General features: G+C 39.1%; 9 protein-coding genes. 4 read left to right on the top strand and 5 right to left on the bottom strand.

Going from position 1 to position 18,284, the window contains the following annotated elements; all coding sequences use genetic code 11:
- Positions 1-211: 211 nt before the first annotated feature.
- The 5 genes from RIV7116_RS10020 to treS form a co-directional block, all read right to left on the bottom strand.
- Complete coding sequence (locus RIV7116_RS10020; protein WP_015118182.1) at positions 212-850, bottom strand: hypothetical protein; 639 nt, start codon at positions 848-850, stop codon at positions 212-214.
- Between the two features lie 555 nt (positions 851-1,405).
- Positions 1,406-4,222 (bottom strand): malto-oligosyltrehalose synthase, encoded by a 2,817-nt coding sequence (gene treY / locus RIV7116_RS10025; RefSeq protein ID WP_044291691.1) that lies wholly within the window; start codon positions 4,220-4,222, stop codon positions 1,406-1,408.
- Between the two features lie 274 nt (positions 4,223-4,496).
- Positions 4,497-6,350 carry a malto-oligosyltrehalose trehalohydrolase gene (treZ, locus tag RIV7116_RS10030; RefSeq protein ID WP_044290854.1) on the bottom strand — a complete coding sequence of 618 codons (1,854 nt, stop codon included), beginning with the start codon at positions 6,348-6,350 and terminating at the stop codon, positions 4,497-4,499.
- 135 nt (positions 6,351-6,485) lie between these two features.
- Positions 6,486-8,639 carry a glycogen debranching protein GlgX gene (gene glgX / locus RIV7116_RS10035; protein WP_015118185.1) on the bottom strand — a complete coding sequence of 718 codons (2,154 nt, stop codon included), beginning with the start codon at positions 8,637-8,639 and terminating at the stop codon, positions 6,486-6,488.
- A 288-nt stretch (positions 8,640-8,927) separates the two neighbouring features.
- Positions 8,928-12,305: a maltose alpha-D-glucosyltransferase gene (treS, locus tag RIV7116_RS10040; RefSeq protein WP_044291693.1), complete on the bottom strand. Its 3,378-nt coding sequence runs from the start codon at positions 12,303-12,305 to the stop codon at positions 8,928-8,930.
- Between the two features lie 110 nt (positions 12,306-12,415).
- Here treS and malQ point away from each other — a divergent pair, with 110 nt between their 5' ends.
- From malQ to RIV7116_RS10060, 4 genes are all read left to right on the top strand, one after another.
- Positions 12,416-13,930: a 4-alpha-glucanotransferase gene (gene malQ, locus RIV7116_RS10045; RefSeq protein ID WP_015118187.1), complete on the top strand. Its 1,515-nt coding sequence runs from the start codon at positions 12,416-12,418 to the stop codon at positions 13,928-13,930.
- A 305-nt stretch (positions 13,931-14,235) separates the two neighbouring features.
- The gene (locus RIV7116_RS10050; protein WP_015118188.1) at positions 14,236-15,078 is read left to right on the top strand and encodes a DUF2382 domain-containing protein; all 843 of its coding nucleotides are present in this window, start codon (positions 14,236-14,238) and stop codon (positions 15,076-15,078) included.
- A gap of 645 nt (positions 15,079-15,723) precedes the next feature.
- A complete protein-coding gene (locus RIV7116_RS10055) occupies positions 15,724-16,581 on the top strand; it encodes a DUF2382 domain-containing protein (protein ID WP_015118189.1) in 858 nt (285 codons plus the stop codon).
- A 277-nt stretch (positions 16,582-16,858) separates the two neighbouring features.
- The gene (locus RIV7116_RS10060) at positions 16,859-17,743 is read left to right on the top strand and encodes a DUF2382 domain-containing protein (protein ID WP_015118190.1); all 885 of its coding nucleotides are present in this window, start codon (positions 16,859-16,861) and stop codon (positions 17,741-17,743) included.
- The last annotated feature ends 541 nt before the right edge of the window (positions 17,744-18,284 follow it).

Consider the following 18,284-nt stretch of genomic DNA (forward strand, 5'->3'; position numbering starts at 1 on the left):
TAAAGGTTAAAGGTCAAAGGTTAAAATTCTCATGTTTTCCTTTCATCAATTACCAATTACCAATTACCCATTAGAAGCAGCCGGATTTTGCTCAGTAATTATGGAAGGGGTAGAACATTTTTATCAATTAAATTAAAAAGGTGCGTTACGGTTAAAACCGATAACACACCCTACAAATTAATTGTTGATATGTATTAATTTTTAACGATGCTTAATTCTCTTTACCCGTAGCTAATGGTTCGTCAGTACTAGTTTCCAGAACTCTTATACGATTATTAAGTTGTTCTACAGTTTGCAGGTTGTAACGTTCTAAAGAATAACCAAACCAGACGACAGTACCGCCGAAAACGGCTGTAACAGCAACCAAAAGACTGGCGAGCATTCTTACTTGCGATCGCAAATGTTTAACTTCGCGGTTCTGACTTTCGAGTTTAATTACAGAAGTTGGATGTATCGGTTGTTTTGGCTCTGGTTCCAATCCTGCTTCGATTTCAGCCGCTTGCTTAACTGTAGTAGCTGGTTTAAAAGCAACTTGTTTGCGAAGCCAGTTGACAATTAATTGAGGACAATTACTTTTATACCATTTCCATGCAATTACCTTAAATGCTGGTTTAGATAACCTAGCAATAAGCTTTAAACTTTTGTTTAAGGTACGAGAACGAAACTTTTGGTTGATGAGATTAACGTGCCCAATATCATACAGACAATCGATAATAAGCTTAATCGAAGCTTCTTCTCTGCTGCTTAAATTTTCTAATAGTAGAAGAACGTCATGGATTTTTTGTTCTTCTATTTTCTTAGCCGGTGATATTTTTGTTAAGTCATCCAATTCATCCATCTGAGTACGCATAGTATTTTGGCTGATAGCAATTAGCCTTTTTTTAGCTGTAATACAATAATTTTTTCACAAACAAACTCAAGCAAGCAAGTTAAACTCTTATAAATTAAGATATTTATCTCACGGATATAAAAGGTAAATAGTTTCTACCGAACTTTATCTTATGCGTTTTTTATTAATTCTCAAAACAAAAGCCGTAAAAATTCAGTGAAAACTAGGTTATTTTAAGCCAGTAATTTTTTAATCTTCAAAAAAATGTGTATAAAATATACAGAGAAAATACTTAGCCATGATTGATTCATAAGGTCATTTTAAAGCGGATAACTATTTTAAAAGATTACCCGCAGGATGATTTTGTTTCATCTTCGGGGGTATTTTGACAGATTATCGCGAGTAAATTTTATGTATTGTCAAATATAAAAACTCGCTGTTTTTTCTCCGAACAACCCTCTTCTTAACAAATAGCCCCCCAACCCCCAATTCTGGGGGAGAAAAAGAAATTGATGTCTTTTAAGCAATTAGGTATTGATTACCAATTACCCATTACCAACTACCACCCCTAACCTATTACTGCTCGTTGCTAGCTGGTAACTGTTTGTTAACTAGTAAAGCGACGGGGAAGTTTTGGAGAATATCCCTAACCCAAAGGGCATCTTCGCCTTCTACCAGTTGCCCTGTAAACACATCTTGCCAAACAGTAGTCGAATCAGTAGGGGGAACGATGCGAGTTTCTTGCCAGACTTGTTCTCCGAAAGGATATTCGCCAATTTCTACTAAGGAACTAAAGAAACGGGGTGCAATAATGATTACTTTTTGTTCTCCTAATTCTCTACTAAATCCGACAATATGACTTTTCAAGCTTCCGACGATTGTAAGTTTTTCGTAAGTGCCTCGCTGGAATAAGTCTAGGAATTCTCCACGGGTTTGCAAGGTTTTGTAAATTAAGAATAGTTTAACTCTGGCATCTTCGGGAGTTTCCAGTAACTGAGCGATGTAATCAAGTAAATGCGCTTCATTTTGGGATTTAATTTCTTCGAGATACTTTTGTCTTTGCTCAAAATCTACTGGACGACGGTTATCTGGATCTACTAAACTTAAATCCCAAAGTTCGGTTCCTTGATAAATATCGGGTAGTCCAGGTGCAGTCAGTTTGATCAGGGATTGAGAAAGAGAATTTAAAATGCCGTAATGCTGAATTTTTTGCTGAAAAGGGCGGAAAGCTTCTAAAAATTCGTTGTCTGGGCTATCTTTTAAAACTTTTTCGGCAAAGTTAGTAAAACCGTCTTCGTAGTCGGTATCATTTTTCAACCATGCGGTATGGACTTTTGCTTCTCGAATTGCCTTGATAATATACTCTTTAATTCGCTCTACAAAAGTAGGATATTCTTCTTTACTAAAGGGAAAAGCACCGATAAGAGTTTGATAGAACAAATATTCATCGTTAAAAGTAGGAATATCGCGTCCGCCGACGTAATCCTTATGAGCAGCGTTAATATCGCGCCATTGTTTTAGATTTTGTTCCCATTCTTCGGGAATTTCCGATAAAATGCTAATTCTAGCTCTCACATCTTCACCGCGTTTGGTATCGTGGGTAGATGTGGTATTCATCGTATGAGGCCAATTTGCGGTGCGATTGGAGTTGTAGGTATGAAAATCTTCTAACGATACCCCGAAACTACCTGGATGGGAACCCACTTCATTAAGCGAAACTAATCTGTTATATACATAAAGTACGGTATCTTCTACGCCTTTAGCCATTAAAGGACCGGTAAATTGCTGCAATCTCATCAAGAAGCGCAACCATTCTTCTTTATTCTCTTCAGTCAGATTTTCGTCAAACTCTAATAGTAGAAATCGTTCAATAAAATTGAGTTCGTTAAGGAAGTTAGGAATATTCTTTTTAGCTTGAGTCATCACCTGCTCAATATATTCCTTATCAGCCGAACTTGCTCCTCCACTATTAATATATGTACGATAAACCGGGAATAAAGCTAAAATCTCTACTAAAGCGGCTTTTAATCCGTACATTGTGAAATCGCTAGCATAGCGATAGCCAGCAGATATTTTCTTGAAAAGATGAGCTAAATTATCAATATCTCCGGCTAAGTGTTTTTCAATAATTAGTCTTTTGTTTTTATCTATCAATTCTTCGCAGGAGACTGATTCACCAATAAATCGCTGGTAAATATCGTCAAATTGCTGTTCGTTTGACTGGTCGCACAAAAGACCATTAAGTTGGTTAAGAAAATCGTATCCTGATGTTCCTTGAATTGGCCAAGTTATCGGTAATTCTTCTTCAGGCTCAAGAATTTTTTCGACAATTAAGTAAACTTCTGGTGCTTTTTCCCGCAGTCGATTTAGATATTGTGCGGGGTCATATAACCCGTCTATATGGTCAATTCTTAACCCACCAAACTTGCCCTCTTCAACTAATTGTAGAATCAGCGAATGAGTAGTTTCAAAAACATTTTCATCTTCAATACGAAGCGATATTAAATCATTAACAGTAAAAAACCGCCTGTAATTAAGTTCTTCATTACCTACTTTCCAGTAAGCAAGACGGAAAAATTGATCTGTTAATAAATCTTCTAATAAATCAAAGCTTTCTGGCTTTCCAGGTTCTCCGTTAAAAGTACTAATATTTTCTTCAATATATTGTTTAACTTCCTCGGAATCATTCCAGAGTTCCCATAACATCCTTTTGATAAAGCTGATTTGGTCTTCTCTTTCTCTTCCTTCTTCACCAGAAGGAATATATTTCAATGTATAAAGAACGCCTAAAAGTTTTACAAAAGCAGGATGGTCTCTACCCAATTTCTCCTGCAACCGTGCCAAATTATAAGTAAGAACTTGGCTATAGGATTCAATACGAATCGGAAATTTATTGTCGTAATAATTAATTGTTAAGCCCTGTTTTTCGTACTGAATTTGTAATTCGCCGCTTTCAAGACAATCACCACAAAATCTTCCTAAAAAAGGCGCTAATACTTTACAATTATTTTCCGGATAATGATGATTCCAGTCAATGTCAAAAAAGCCTCTATATTTAGAATCAGCCCCATTTTCTAAGACATCCATCAGCATCTCATTTTGGCTATTAAAAGCCATATGGTTGGGAACAATATCTTGTAGCCAGCCAATATTTAGATTTTGAAGTTGTTCGACTAATTCATTAAATTTATCGACTCCTCCTAATTCTGGGTCAATTTCGCGAGGATTTACCGCATCATAACCGTGAGTACTACCTTTTCTAGAAGTCAGAATTGGGGAAGCATATAAATGAGAAACACCCAACTGTTCCAAATAAGCAGCAATAGCCGCAGCTTCTGTAAAACCAAAGTTAGGAGTAAATTGAATTCGATATGTTGCTAAAGGTATTTGCATCATAGTAATTTTAGATTTTAAAGTTAGTAGATAGTTGTTAGTAGATAGTTGTTAGTTGTAAAAAATTAAGACTTAAAAGTGAGGAGCTAAGAGTTATAAATTAAGGTTTTAGAGTTAGGAATTAGTAGTGGGAGCCGGAAAGCTCCCTATATATTCCTACATCTTCCAATCTCCCTATCTCCACAACTGTTCACTGCTCACTGCTCGCTGTTCACTGTTCACTGCTAACTGTTAACTGCTCGCTGTTCGCTGTTCACTGCTCACTGCTCGCTGTTCACTGTTCACTGTTCACTGCTCGCTGATTCTCGTAAACCACAACACTATAAGGATTAATCATCAATTCGGGGTTCTTTGCTCCATCCAGTTTTTCGGGTAACCCAGAACCCTTTCCTCCCCAAGTTTCTGCGCTCGAATCAAGCACTTTTTTCCAAATTCCGCTCTTATTGTTATCTGTAATCTTAACAGCTTCCGAGCCAAAGTTAAGCCAGCAAAGAATTTGACTATCTTGATGGTGTCTTTGCATCCACAATACTTTTTCTGGTTTTAGTACTTTTACTTCTAATTGATTCCTATCTAAGTTCCGCAATGCTGGAACATTTTTCCGCATTTGCAGTAATTTCTGATGAAATAACCATAGCTTTTCATGCTCCCCGGTTTTACGCTTGTCCCAATTTAATTGGGATTTTTTGAAGGTTTCTTCTGCTTGCGGATCGGGTGCTTCTTGTCCGTCTATTTCATGGAATGCCGCAAATTCGGCTTTTCTGCCTTTTCTGACTGCTTCAATTAAATCTGGATCTCCATGACTGACAAAATAAAGAAATGGTGCTGTTTCGCCGTATTCTTCACCCATAAACAACATGGGGACGTAAGGTGAGAGTAAAAGCGCTGCTGCTGTCAGCTTCAAAGATTCAAAGGATATTAAATTAGATAATCTATCCCCCAACATTCGGTTCCCTACCTGATCGTGGTTTTGGGCACAGACGACAAACTGACTCGAAGCGCAACCTGTAGGTTCTCCGCCATGATATCTTTTACGATGGGGAGAGTAATCCCAAGTATAAACAAATCCCTGGCGATAAATCTTTGCTAACTGCTCTAAACTGCCAAAATCTTCGTAATAACCGTTATTTTCTCCAGTTAGTACCGTATGCAAAGCATGGTGAAAATCATCACTCCATTGAGCATCGATTCCGTATCCACCCACTTCCGGAGAACGAATAATTCTGGGATCGTTGAGATCGCTTTCAGCAATTAAATAAAACTGACGATTTTTTCTCCGTTCTAATTCAGCTACAGCTTCAGCCATTTCTGCCAAAATATGCTTTGCCCCAAAGTCGTAAATAGCATGAACGGCATCTAAACGTAATCCATCTAAATGGTAATTTTCCAACCAGTACACAACGTTTTGTACAAAATAATCGCGTACTCCATCGCTATAAGCACCATCAAAATTAACGGCGCTACCCCAAGGAGTTTTATAGTTATCTGTAAAGTAAGTTCCGAAGCCCCAAAGGTAATTTCCTTCCGGCCCGAGGTGATTGTAAACTACATCTAAAACTACCGATATTCCTGCTTGGTGACAAGCATCAACAAGTTTTTTCAAACCGTCAACACCACCGTAAGAATTTTGTACGGCATAGGGAAAAACACCATCATAGCCCCAGTTTCGACTTCCAGGAAACTGAGCCACGGGCATGATTTCGATAGTATTTACGCCCAAATCTTTTAATTCTAATAATCGAGAAATTATTGATTCAAACGTACCTTCTTCAGTAAAAGTTCCTACATGTAACTCGTAGATAACCATGTCTGACAAAGGAACACCCTGCCATTGGTCATCATTCCACTTAAAGCTATGGTGGTCAATTATTTCCGTAGCACCGTGAACCCCATTCGGTTGGGAATGAGCCGCTGGATCTGCTGTATCTCTCTCACCATCTAGCTGATAATAATAGAGGCTACCTGGTTTTATATCTGCGATTGAACCCTGCCAATAACCGCGTTCGTCTTTTTCCAAAGGGATAACTTTCTCTAATGGTTCAACTAAGTGAACCGCAACTTTGCCCGCTAGAGGTGCCCACAGACTAAAGTTGCAAGTATTGCTTGAATATTGAGAACCGATATGCATTTTCAAGTTGTAATTGCTAATTGGTAGATACAAGAGATATGTATGGGGCATAGAGCATGGAACATGGCGAAGATGGGAAGAATTAACAATTCCCAATTTCCTATGCCCGTTGCCCATTGCCCGTTGCCCTATTAACTATTCATAATCGTATTCTTGGCTAAGTTGTCCAAGCCTCTGGAGTATGACTATAGAACGCGATTCGACTTTGATTGGTTTATCTTCGATATAGCGTTTACCGCGTTGAACAAATCTGGGTTTAGTGGTGTCAACAATAGTTACCCATTCCCATTCCTGCAATTCTGGGGGAATGATAAATTCCAACAATTCGTAGTGAGCATTAAATAAGATTAGGAAATTTTCGTCAATGATCCGCTCTCCCCTAGGTCCTGGTGAAGCGATTCCTTCACCGTTCAGAAAAATACCAATAGCTTTAGCAAAACCGCTATTCCATTGTTCTTCGGTCATTTTACCGCCATCGGGGTTAAACCAAGAAATATCGGTTACTTCCGTACCGCGAATAGCTCTCCCTTGGAACCATTTACGTCTCTTAAATACTGGATGTCGGCGACGAAAATCAATTAATTGTCGGGTAAAATCGAGTAAATTCTCGTTTTCTTCTTGTAAATCCCAATCTAACCATGAAATATCATTATCCTGACAATAAGGATTGTTATTTCCTCCTTGAGTTCTTCCCATTTCGTCACCCATAACTATCATGGGTACTCCTTGGGAAAGTAATAAAGTGACTAAAAAGTTTCGTCGCTGTTTTTTACGAAGCTTCTCAATTGCGAAGTCTTCTGTTTCTCCTTCTGCACCACAATTCCACGAACGGTTGTGACTTTCTCCATCACGGTTACCTTCATTGTTGGCTTCGTTATGCTTTTCGTTGTAGCTAACTAAATCGTTTAACGTAAAACCATCGTGGGCGGTAATAAAGTTAATACTCGCGCTGGGACTACGTCCGTTAAATTCGTAAAGGTCGGAACTACCCGTAAATCTGTAGGCAAATTCTGCTAAACGACTGTCTTCTCCACGCCAGAAATCTCGTACTGTATCGCGATATTTTCCATTCCACTCAGACCATAATAAGGGAAATTCACCGACTTGGTAGCCTCCTTCACCTACGTCCCAAGGCTCGGCAATTAATTTCACATCTGCTAAAACTGGGTCTTGGTGAATAATATCGAAGAATGCTGCGAGTTTATCTACTGCGTATAATTCTCTAGCTAATGCAGATGCTAAGTCAAAACGGAAACCATCAACATGACATTCCAAAACCCAGTATCGCAAACTATCCATAATCAGCTTGAGTACCTGGGGATGACGCACGTTAAGGGAATTACCGCAACCAGTAAAATCCATATAGTAGCGTAAATCGCCGTCTACCAAACGGTAGTAAGAGGCATTATCAATACCGCGTAAAGATATAGTTGGCCCCATATGATTACCTTCACCCGTATGGTTGTAAACCACATCAAGGATGACTTCTATCCCGGCTTGATGGAGGCGCTTGACCATATGCTTAAATTCTTTAAGCTGTTGCCCCAAACTACCGCTAGCGCTGTAACCAGAGTAAGGAGCCAGATAAGAAATTGAATCATAGCCCCAATAGTTCTTCAATCCACTGCCAACTAAATGCCCCGGTTGCGATAAAAAATGATGTATCGGCATCAATTCCACCGCAGTTACACCTAAAGACTGGAGATGCGAAATAGTCGCAGGGTGAGCGAGTCCGGCATAAGTCCCTCTTAATTTTGCCGGGATTTCTTCATGTAATTTAGTAAAACCTTTGACATGAGTTTCGTAGATTACCGTTTCGTGCCAAGGAGTTTGTAAAAGTTCATCTCCTTCCCAATCAAAGCTCTTATCTACAACTACCGATTTAGGAATTAAATGAGCATCATTCAATTCCGAAAATCCCAAATCATCTTTGGGATCGTCCCAACGATAACCAAAAATCTCTTCACCGAAACCAATCTCCCCGTCAACAGCATAAGAGTAGGGGTCAATCAATAATTTGTTCGGGTTAAATCTGTGTCCTTCATGGGGAGCAAACGCACCGTGTACTCGAAACCCATAACGCTGACCGGGGCCAATCGAAGGTACGTAGCCGTGCCAAGTAAAATTACTAACTTCTCTTAAAGCTAAGCGAGTTTCTCGTCCTTCTTTATCGAATAAGCATAACTCTACTGCTGTCGCATTCTCTGAGAATAAAGCGAAATTAGTACCTTTGCCATCCCAGTTAGCACCTAAAGGTAATGGTTTACCAGGCCATAGTGAGAGGTACATACCATGTTGCTCCTAATGAAAATGAATAATCCTGCAATACTGCCAAATTGTAAATACTAAATTAAATATTAAATCTTCTGTGGTTATTTTAAGCCAGTTTCGGGTAGTAATTATGTTTTATATTTATAGGAAGATGTGGGAATTGGGCATAGGGCATGGGGAATCGGCAATTGGGAATTGGATATAGAGTAATTAAAAATTCCTAACTCCTAACCCCTAACCCCTAACTCCTAACTCCTAAATCATCCCATTCCCTTTGCCCTATGCCCTATGCCCCATTACCTATTATTAAGCAGTCTCTAGCAGTTCTAAAATACGATACAAAGGCACTTCTACCCAGTTGGGACGGTTTTTAAGTTCGTGTTCTAGCTCGATGATGACTTTTTCTAGTACGAATCCATCTAAAAGTAGTTGTAGTTCTGATGGTTCGGATGGTATGAAAGGTGCGTCTTTCGCTGCTTTCAAGTAAGATTGCAAAAAGGCAATACTAGACCAAGTGTAGAAGAATTGCGCCCATTGTTCCATTAATGGCTGGTCGTCTGGAAGAATAATGCCGCTTTCTTTTTCGTTGCGTAAACCGATGCGACTGGAGTAGTAGAAGGATTCTAGCATTCCAGCGACATCCCGTAAGGGCGATCGCTTCATGCGTCGTTCGCTTAATGGACGGGTTTGGTCGCCTTCAAAGTCAATGATGATAAAGTCTTTACCCGTGTATAGCACTTCATTTAGACATAAGTTCCCGTGAGTACGGGTTCGCATGGCGTTAATTTTCTGGTTGAGTATTGATTTTAGTCGAGCTAATATCATTTCTCGATTGTTCAATACTACCTGTGCTACGGGTTGCAGGTCGCTTGGTAGCTGTATTAAATGCTTTTTCAACAGCAGCAATACCTGTCCGGCTTGATTACGCATATATTGGTAAATCGAGCGCTGGTAAAAGGAGGTAAATGCTTCTGGGGCAAAGTTTGGGTCTTCTTGGTCGGATACTAATGCTAAGTGCATTTCGGCGGTACGTTCGCCTAACAGTTGAGCATTCCGTAAATAGGAGCCAATCATTTCCTGAGCTATTTCAGGGATTTCGGTTTCTAAGGCAGCCGATAATAAGGAAGGAGGTAAATCGATATCGGCAACAGCATCAATTTGCGTTACCTGTACTTGCTCAAAAAAGTCGCGTAAGCTATCAAGGCTATAAACCCAACCATCTCTGATATCGGGAATATATTTTTGTACCATGCCCAAAGTCATAGTCTCAAAGCCTTTACGACTATAATTCAAGCTACCGGCAACCGGAGCAAAGTTTTCTGCCCCTGGCAGTCCTGTTGTTGCAGAACTGTGGGTGAGAAACTGACCCACTTCTAAATCCGGGTTGATGCCTTCTCCTACTACTTTACGGAATAGTTTGCACATCAGGCGATCGCCATATATGACGCAGGTGTTGTTATGTTCTCCACGTAACAGATGTGCTTCGAGATTGGCTTTTAATCCGAAGTTAGAACCGGCACCAGCTAACTCAGTAAAATCTTTACTAGATTCTGCAACTAGTTGACCTGCCATGCCTTTATAGGTTTCTTTATTAGCAATCGCTTCGAGAGGAAAGTTAAGAAATTCTTTATCGGCTAGGGCATCAAATAACACCCCTGTTTGTTTCTCGCTGCGTATTTCAATATTAGCTACAACTTCTTCGCGGTAAGAGCTAAAGCGTTCGTGATTGATACCTTCGGGTTCGTAAGCTAAAGGTAATACGTAGGTTTCGGGGTCGCCTTCTGTGTAGTCTAGCTGTATTAAAACAATTGCCGCTTCCAGGGAGCGGAAAGATATAGGAATTGCTTCGATTACGTGAGAGGACTGAATTACCCGGCTTTTACTATCAAACCAGCTACAGGCACACATATAATCTGGCAGCATTTCTTCTAATGCTGCCTTTGTTTCAGATTTAGTGAAAATATTCCGCCAATTGTCGCTGACTACTATTGTTGGTATTTGGTTCTGAGGTCTTACCGGACAGGTAATATTTGTTTGAACGTCTAGAGTAAACCAGTAAAACGCATGGGGCGCTAAACTCATGAAATAAGGTGCATCATCAATCGCTGGGAAGGTGGTTCTTCCGAAGATTTCCACCGGTATCATGCCGTCAAATGCTGCTAAGTCCAACTCTACTGTCTGTACGAAGCGAGACAAGTTGGTAACAACCAAAATGTGTTCCCCGTTGTAAGTACGAGTAAATGCTAAAACCTTACGATTTTCTGGATAAAGTAACTCAAAAGTACCCCTACCAAAAGCCTGAAAGCGTCCGCGAGTCGCGATCAAACGTTTCATCCACCACCATAGCGAATTGCGGTTTTCTCGCTGGGCTTCAACGTTGACTGCCTCAAAATGGTATTCCGGGTCAATAATTACCGGAGCGTAAAGCTTGTGGGGATTGCAACGGCTAAAACCACCATTGCGGTCTGCACTCCACTGCATCGGAGTACGTACACCGTTTCTATCTCCCAAATAAATATTGTCCCCCATGGCGATTTCATCACCGTAGTAAAGCACTGGGGTTCCGGGTAAGGACATCAGCAAGGCATTCATAACTTCAATGCGTCGGCGATTATTACCCATCAAAGGAGCCAAACGGCGACGAATACCCAAATTTAATCTTGCCTGCTGGTCTTGAGCATAGACCCGGTACATGTAATCCCTGTCTTCATCGCTGACCATTTCCAAAGTCAGTTCATCGTGATTCCGCAGGAATAACGCCCACTGACAGTTACCAGGAATCGGCGGCGTTTGCTGCAAAATATCGATAATCGGGAAACTATCTTCCATTTGCAGCCCCATAAATAAACGCGGCATCAAAGGGAAATGGAAATTCATGTGACATTCATCCCCACCGCTGTAATACTCTACAGCATCTTCAGGCCACTGGTTTGCTTCAGCCAGCATCATCCGGTTGGGGAACTTTTCATCCATATGCTTGCGAATTTTCTTCAGAAAAGCATGAGTTTCCTCAAGGTTTTCACAGTTAGTTCCTTCGCGCTCGTATAGATAAGGAACAGCATCTAACCGCAACCCATCTACACCCATCTCCAACCAAAAATCTACCACCTCGAACAATGCTTCTTGCATTTGAGGATTTTCAAAATTTAAATCCGGTTGGTGAGAATAAAAGCGGTGCCAATAATAAGCTTTGGCAACGGGGTCCCAAGTCCAGTTGGAAGTTTCAAAATCCTTGAAGATAATTCTTGCTTCTTCGTACTTCTCTGGAGTATCGCTCCAAACATAAAAATCTCGCTCCGGACTACCAGGGGGAGCCTTGCGCGCCCGCTGGAACCAAGGATGTTGATCGGAAGTATGGTTAACAATTAACTCAATAATTACTCGAATACCTCTTTGATGGGCAGCATTCAAGCAATTTTTGAAATCTTCCAAATTACCGTATATGGGATTAACGCTGGTATAGTCAGCGATATCGTAACCATCATCTCGCAAAGGAGAAGGGAAAAAAGGCAGCACCCAAATGGCCGTTACTCCCAAATCTTGGAGATAATCTAACTTTTCAGTTAGTCCTCCGAAGTCGCCAATTCCATCACCATCGCTATCGGCAAAAGCACGTACTGGTACTTCATAGATAACTGCATCTTTAAACCACAGGGGGTCATCTTTCAACAATGGATTTTGCATAATTTTTTTAACTGCCCTCATTTCCCATAAGCTATCTTACTAATATATATTTCAAGCTACTGATGAAATCTTGACAGTTTGTTATTGTTTTACTTTATTAGGGTCATTTTATGAGTTTTGAAAGAGCAAGTGGAGTTTTGCTGCATCCAACTAGTTTGCCAAGTAAATTTGGCATTGGTGATTTAGGTGAATCGGCTTATAAGTTCGTTGATTTCCTTGTTTCAAGCGGTCAAAAATTGTGGCAAATTCTACCTTTAGGACCTACAGGTTACGAACATTCACCCTACACGATGAATTTTAGCGCCTTCGCTGGAAATCCCTTGATGATTTCTTTAGAACAGTTGCTAGAAGAGGGTTTGCTAACTCCAGAAGAACTAACTCCTCTCGAAAAGGTAAACGATAATCCTCACAGAGTTGATTTTGATGCTGTTATTCCTCACAAAACAAAAATTCTTCAAAAAGCTTACCAACGCTTTCAAAAATCTTTAGCAAAAATAGCTAATAAAGAATTTGAAAATTTTTGCAAAGCACAAGCTACTTGGTTGGATGATTATGTGCTGTTTATGGCATTACTAGAAGCCAACGATTATAAAGCTTGGAATTTTTGGGATAGTGCTGTAGCTCGTCGCGAAAAAGATGCGCTCAAAGCAGAGGAAAATAAATTAAAAGACAAGGTATCATACCATAAATTCTTGCAATTTAAATTCTTCCAACAGTGGAAAAAAATACGCGATTACGCTAACAATAAAGACATCAAAATAGTTGGCGACATATCAATTTATGTTTGCCATAATAGTTCCGATGTTTGGGCAAATCCAGAAATATTTCAGTTAAATTCAGAAACTCTAGAATCTGCTTATATTGCTGGAGTCCCACCAGATTACTTTAGCGCTACCGGTCAACTTTGGGGTAATCCCGTATACGATTGGGACAAACTAGAAGAAACTAACTTTGCTTGGTGGATAGAACGTTTTCGAGCAACTTTAGAATATGTAGACATTGTCCGTATCGACCATTTCAGGGGATTTGAGGCCTATTGGCGAGTACCCGCAGGAGAAGAAACAGCCATCAACGGCGAATGGGTAAAAGGACCGGATGCCAAATTCTTTGAAACTTTAAATTCTGCTTTAGGTAGTTTACCTGTAATGGCAGAAGACTTAGGAATTATTACCCCCGAAGTAGAAGAATTGCGAGATAGATTCGATCTACCTGGAATGCGTATCTTGCAATTCGCCTTTGGTGGAGAAGCGGACAATCCTTACTTACCACATAATTACATTCCCAACTGCGTTGTTTATCCCGGCACTCATGACAACGACACCAGCATTGGATGGTGGAATCAAACAGGAGAAGCAGAAAAGCAACACGTAGCCAAATACTTAGGATATTCTTCACCCGAGGAAATCAAAGAAATCAACTGGGAATTTATTCGTATGGCTTTATCTTCAGTAGGAGACTTAGCCATTCTTTCAGTCCAAGACTTCTTGGACTTAGGTAATGAAGGTAGAATGAATGACCCCAGCGTTAGTGCCGGGAACTGGCGCTGGCGCTATCAAAGCGACGAGCAGCTTACCCAAGAGATAAGTCAAAGATTGTTAGAAATGACCCGACTTTATAACAGGTAAGAAGTTGAGAATTGGGATTTGGGCATTGGGCATGGGTAATGGGAGAGGGGGAAGAGGGGGGTAGATGGGGGAGAAACAAATATAATTCCTAACTCCTAACTCCTAACTATTCCCAATTACCAATTCCCAATTCTCAATTACCAATTCCCAATTACCAATTCCCAATTACCTATTCCCTATTCCCCATTCCTATCAAACTATAGACTGATACGGAATATATAAAATTAGGTCGCAAGCGGGAAGCAAAGTCATAAGTAATTTTTTTACACTTAAGTCAACACGTAAAAAAATTAGAAATAACTTCTATGACATTATATAAACTTGAAGATTTCGACCCCAATTACAAAGAAGTTTTTGGTGGCGAAGATATTAAAGAAATGTCTCTTTATACTCAGGGAGGAGACAAAGTAGGTTCAGTTCACGATGCTTTGGTAGACCATGAAGGTCGTTTCAGATATTTAGTTATTGATACTGGGCCATTATTTTTAGGTAAGAAAATTTTGTTACCAATCGGTCTTTCACGCCTCGATTACAATCAGAAGCGTGTTTATGTAGATGGACTCAGCAAAGAGCAAGTAGAAAACTTGCCCGAATACGATGAGAAAATGACCGTAGATTACGATTATGAAGAGAGAGTACGCGGTGCTTATCGTCCTACGGAAGCTAAAAATGTAGCTTATAACAAAGAAACTTATAACTATCAAAACGATTCTTCACTATACAATTTAAATGACCGCGACCACTCCAACATTAAACTTTACGAAGAACGCTTAATCACTAGTAAAACCCGCATCAAAACTGGTGAAGTAAGTGTCGGTAAACATATTGAAACTGAAACCGCTAGAGTTTCAGTACCTGTTGAGAAAGAGCGAGTTGTAATCGAAAGAACTACACCAACAGGAGAAGCAGCAGTAGTAGATCCCGATAAAGTTAATTTTGCTGAAGGTGAAGTTGCACGAGTTGAGCTTTACGAAGAACAGGCTGAAATTAACAAAGAAGCATACGTGCGCGAAGAAGTAAGAGTTAAGAAAGTTGTAGAACAAGATACTGTTGAAGCTAAAGAAACAGTTCGTAGAGAAGAATTAGACATCGAGACTCAAGGGGATTTGCGCGTCAACGATTCTAATAACCCCAATAACCGCGTGTAAAAATTGATTTCAGATTTATAGAACTTATAAATGAATGGCAATTGTTTTTGTCATATAGCTTTGTGAATTTGAATTCTTCACGAATATAGCGCTTTTCATTCGAGTGCAATACAGTTTGAGAAACCTTATCCCCTTGCCTTCTCCTTATTGAGTAGAGGGGTATATTCCATTCAACTGAAAACTGCTATATAGCGTTTCCCAGTCTATTGAAGTACACACAAAACCTCACCCCCAACCCCTCTCCTTGATAAGGAGAGGGGAGATAAAGCACAGCTTTATCGGGGTGAGGTAATCGCTGTACCTCAGTTGCTTAGGAAACGCTATATTCAGAACCTGGTTTTTGAAAAACCGGGTTTTTTCATATATATTTTGGCTCGCATATTTTCCCCTCTATTGTTGTAATATATTTTTCTACAGCTAGACTTTCTAAACTATAAAAATTTAAAATTTAATCACAATATTTTTGATTTGGGATATGAATTGCTTATTAATGCTTATTAATATAGTTTGCTATCAGAACGAACACAATATACTACTTACGACTGTGCGTCATAAACTTGAAGTCAGTCGAGGGGAAGATGAATTTACAACTGATTTTTTTTAACGTAGTTAGTAACGAAGAAAAAAATTGGAGATAAAAATTTTATGGCTCTTTATAAAGTTGCAGATTACGACCCTAATTATCGCGATGTTTTCCAAGGTCAAGACATCAAAGATATGAGCGTTTACGGTGAAGGTTCTGATGATAAAGTTGGTTCCGTTAACGATATTTTAGTTGATGAAGAAGGTCGTTTTCGCTATTTAGTAGTTGACTTAGGTTTCTGGATTTTTGGTAAGAAAGTAATTATGCCTGTTGGAAGAACTCGCATTGATTACAATTCCAACCGCATTTATGCTATTGGCATGACTAGAGAGCAAGCTGAAAACTTGCCCGAATACGATGAAAATCAGGTAATCGATTACGATTACGAAGAGAAAGTACGCGGTGTATATCGTACCCAGCCTGTAGAAGCATCCGCAGCATTAGAAGACTCTGCTCCTCTGGATGCACCTGCATATAACCGCGAAACTTATAAATACGACAACGAACCCAATCTGTACAACGTTAACGATACAGACCATCAAAATATTAAACTATACGAAGAGCGTTTAATTGCTAACAAACAGCGTCGTAAAGCTGGTGAAGTTGCAATTGGTAAGCATGTTGAAACCGAAACTGCGACAGTTTCTGTACCTGTTGAAAAAGAGCGCGTAATTGTAGAAAGAGTAACTCCAGCAGATGCAGGTAAAGCAGTTGCTCCAGGTGAAGCTACTTTCAATGAAGGTGAAGTCGCTCACATGGAAATTTACGAAGAAAATGCTGATGTCCGTAAGGAAGCATTTGTGCGCGAAGAAGTAAAAGTTAAGAAAGAAATAGAACGCGACACTGTTGAAGCTAAAGAAACAATTCGTCGCGAAGAGTTAGATATTGATAGCGGTAACTTACCTACTGAAAAACGCTAAATTTTTAATGTTAAAAATTGTCGTTGGTTATTAGTTATTAGTTATAAGTTAGTAACTAATAACTAATTTTTCATTTTTATTCACAATATACGTTATCTATAGTTGCTCTCTATATATAGCGGATAAAATGTTGGCACTAAATGCAATATCTGTAATTTGAACTTCATCCCGAACGAGAAGAAGGATGAAGCTTTTTTAAGTATATTAAGCGATTAGCAAAAAGTTTTAGATATAGACTTTAAAATTAATTAAGGGATTATAAATTAATCGTATAAATATGGATAACCAAGTTACTGATAGTAGTCGTAATAATTCCAATTCTAAATCCAGAAAATTAATCGCCTTATTAAGCAAGCTGAGGACTAGAGTCAATAATTTTGACGTTGTAGACAGACAAGGTAGATTAATAGGTAAAGTTCAAGATTTGATGCTGAATGCAAATCGTCAGCTTACCTTTGTGATACAACAGTTATCTCAAGGTAATGAGAATAATCCTTCTTTAGTGCTAAATGGCAAGTTAGTTAGTAAAATCGAGCCAAAGATTCAGCGAATTTTTGCAAATATTGATGAATCACAACTATCACAATTACCTGAATATCAACCAAATAACAATAAAGTAACTAATATGACAGACAATTTGAACTTAAGCGAACCAATCGACTATAAAGCAGATTCGACTCCCACAGAAAACACTGAAGCAAACCATCTTCAAGAGTCTGAAATTGTTGAAGAGATTGAAGAAGATATAATTCGTTTGTTAGGTGAGCGGTTAGTTGTCGAACGTAGCAAACGCAAAATCGGCGAAGTTATTATCCGTAAGGAAATAGAAACCCGGATGATTCAAATCCCCGTCAGACGTGAAAAACTGATTATTGAAGAACCCGGTGTCGAGCCAAAGCAGCTTGCAGAAATTGATTTAGGTGAAGAGGAAATTTCTCATTCAGAATTTGAGCAAAATCAATCAATCGCAGACGGCGATTTTGGAGATAGTTTAACTGTTAGTGGTGAATTTCACTCACCTAAAACTGCTTCTTTGATTCTTAACGCTATTCAGCTAGAGAAAAATCACGGATGTAAGAAAGTGCGAGTTTCCATTGTGGTAGAAAATGAAGAGAAGCAGCAAAAATACCAAGAATGGTTTAAACGTACTTCTAAAGAATAAAAAGAATAAAGAGAATAAATATAACCATCAAGTTATTTAGAGGCGTTGTAATGCAACGTCTTTTTTTTCTCTATTATTTTGAAATCAAACCGCTAAATCGCAGAATTTCAAATAGTTTTAAATAGTATCTTTCGTAACCAAAATTATAAAATTATCGGGGATCGATGAGATTACAAAGCAACTATTAAACAAAACTTATCTGAAAAAATATTCATCATATATACTATCTGTAAACGAGTATTAAGAAATACTTATTAAAAATCGTTGCATAAGCTTGATTAAGTTGCTAAGGTGTGACTCATAAAGCCGTGAATGTAAATTTATGTTGGGGGATACGCAACGCACTGCTATATCTGCAACTGTGAAAGTATCGGTAGAGAAACCATAATAAGAGAAAAATCAGCATTGCTGAATTGAGGTATGAATTTATTCTTCTTATATCTAATATGCCCCCCAAATCCCTAAAACTGGGGGACTTGAAATTATCTTTCTCCCTCAAAATTAGGGGCTGCGGGCAAATCATACTTTTAATCAGCAACGC

The sequence above is a fragment of the Rivularia sp. PCC 7116 genome, from assembly GCF_000316665.1.
GTDB lineage: Bacteria > Cyanobacteriota > Cyanobacteriia > Cyanobacteriales > Nostocaceae > Rivularia.

Bases quoted from the DNA above. Each gene is read 5' to 3' on its own strand.
- RIV7116_RS10020 (WP_015118182.1), bottom strand. From the start codon at position 850: ATGCGTACTCAGATGGATGAATTGGATGACTTAACAAAAATATCACCG.
- treY (WP_044291691.1), bottom strand. From the start codon at position 4,222: ATGCAAATACCTTTAGCAACATATCGAATTCAATTTACTCCTAACTTT.
- treZ (WP_044290854.1), bottom strand. From the start codon at position 6,350: ATGCATATCGGTTCTCAATATTCAAGCAATACTTGCAACTTTAGTCTG.
- glgX (WP_015118185.1), bottom strand. From the start codon at position 8,639: ATGTACCTCTCACTATGGCCTGGTAAACCATTACCTTTAGGTGCTAAC.
- treS (WP_044291693.1), bottom strand. From the start codon at position 12,305: ATGCAAAATCCATTGTTGAAAGATGACCCCCTGTGGTTTAAAGATGCA.
- malQ (WP_015118187.1), top strand. From the start codon at position 12,416: ATGAGTTTTGAAAGAGCAAGTGGAGTTTTGCTGCATCCAACTAGTTTG.
- RIV7116_RS10050 (WP_015118188.1), top strand. From the start codon at position 14,236: ATGACATTATATAAACTTGAAGATTTCGACCCCAATTACAAAGAAGTT.
- RIV7116_RS10055 (WP_015118189.1), top strand. From the start codon at position 15,724: ATGGCTCTTTATAAAGTTGCAGATTACGACCCTAATTATCGCGATGTT.
- RIV7116_RS10060 (WP_015118190.1), top strand. From the start codon at position 16,859: ATGGATAACCAAGTTACTGATAGTAGTCGTAATAATTCCAATTCTAAA.